Annotated in this window: 3 protein-coding genes; all 3 read left to right on the top strand. The window is 26.3% G+C overall.

What is annotated here, in order from left to right; genetic code table 11:
- Positions 1-8: 8 nt before the first annotated feature.
- A complete protein-coding gene (locus NSA58_RS21090) occupies positions 9-89 on the top strand; it encodes an IS3 family transposase (RefSeq protein WP_408645542.1) in 81 nt (26 codons plus the stop codon).
- Positions 90-109: 20 nt separating this feature from the next.
- Positions 110-907, top strand: coding sequence for a type II CAAX endopeptidase family protein (locus tag NSA58_RS19925; RefSeq protein ID WP_257560916.1), 798 nt, complete (start codon positions 110-112; stop codon positions 905-907).
- Between the two features lie 98 nt (positions 908-1005).
- Positions 1006-1476, top strand: coding sequence for a hypothetical protein (locus NSA58_RS19920; RefSeq protein ID WP_074078665.1), 471 nt, complete (start codon positions 1006-1008; stop codon positions 1474-1476).
- Positions 1477-1566: the final 90 nt, after the last annotated feature.

Below are 1566 nucleotides of genomic sequence, written 5' to 3'. Positions count from 1 at the left end.
CTCAATATATAGATTATTATAACAAAGAAAGAATACAGGCAAAATTAAACTACCTTTCTCCTGTAAAATACAAGAAAAAGGTAGCCTAGGTTGTTTTATATTGTTCCACATGAAGGGTGCAGTTCATGTAAGCGATGGAGTTGTTTTATATGCTATTGGATTGGTATTACTTATTTATGTGGGAAGTTATGTTCAGTTAAAGTTTGGAGCGGCAGGAATAGCATTGACACAGCTTATGATTATTGGATTACCACTTTTATTTGCTTATTATATAAAAAGTGATTTTAAGAAGGTGTTCTCTTTAAAGTTGCCAAAGTTTAAGCATTTAATTGGAGCAACAAGCCTTTGGATAGGAACATACTTAATTGTATTTGTAATAACAAATATAATTTTATATTATTTCCCACAAAATCAAGAAATCGTTGAAGGGTTAAATGATGCCTTATTTACGAAGGATAACTTACTTTTAAATATTTGCTTAGTGGCATTAATGCCAGCCATATGCGAAGAAGTATTTTTTAGAGGGTTTATATTAACATCTTTTAAACATAATAAGAAATCATATAGAGGAGCCATAGTTGCTTCGGGAATCTTATTTGGAATGATGCATATGGACTTTATAAGAATTGTACCGACTTCTATTTTAGGAATGGCTTTTGCTTATGCAGTTTGTAAAACAAATTCAATTGGTGTAAGTATGTTTATGCACCTCTTAAATAATGGATTTGCAGTTGTTGTAACTTATTTATCTTCAAAGATGCTAGAAAATGTTGAAACGACTACAGCTACTTACTTGTCATTTAACCAATTATTTGTGTTTTTAATCTTGAGTATTATGTTTATAAGTGTTGCAGTTTTGCTATTTAAAGAAAAGAAAAGTTTAAAAGAAAGTAACATAGTTGAATAAAAAGTATAGAATAAGGTTACTCGTTGAGTAATCTTATTTTTATGAATTCATACAAGGAAATGATATAATATAGAAAAAGAACATAAGGAGATAATAAATTGCTGGATACAAAAGAAATAGATTTTGACTTAGATAGATGTGAAAAGGTATTAAGAGAAAATGATTATATGGAAATAGTTATAGCTATAGAAGAATTACAAGATAAATATAGAGATAAAATTGATTATATTATTGAAAATGAAAATAATGTTGTTTGGAATTATAGTAGAAAAGACTTGGAAAAGATAGAGAAATACTTAGGTGACTATAAAAAAGAAATGATTCAAAAAGAAAAGCTAAAAAATACTTATGAAAAATTAGAAGATTTAAGAGTTTATATTAAAGATAATAATATGGCACATAAAGAGGATGTTAAGGGGATTATTAATCTTATAGAAGAAGTAAATAATAAAGATATAAATTTAGATGATAAGTATGAAGAATTAAGAGTTTGTTTTGATATATTAAAACATATAGATAGGGAAATGAGTATATACATATTAGAATTGATAACTTTAGTAATAAAATAAATATGGATGAAATTGATTTAAATAATTGGGAGGAAAATATGAAATTTAGGAACTTTAGAGAAAGCTTATTTACTAAACAAGAAGAAATAA

The sequence above is a fragment of the Terrisporobacter muris genome, assembly GCF_024621905.1.
GTDB classification, from domain to species: domain Bacteria; phylum Bacillota; class Clostridia; order Peptostreptococcales; family Peptostreptococcaceae; genus Terrisporobacter; species Terrisporobacter muris.
This window is presented reverse-complemented; position numbering and strand designations above follow the sequence as displayed.

Excerpts from the sequence above, each read along its gene's own strand:
- NSA58_RS19925 (WP_257560916.1), top strand. The coding sequence starts at position 110 with ATGAAGGGTGCAGTTCATGTAAGCGATGGAGTTGTTTTATATGCTATT.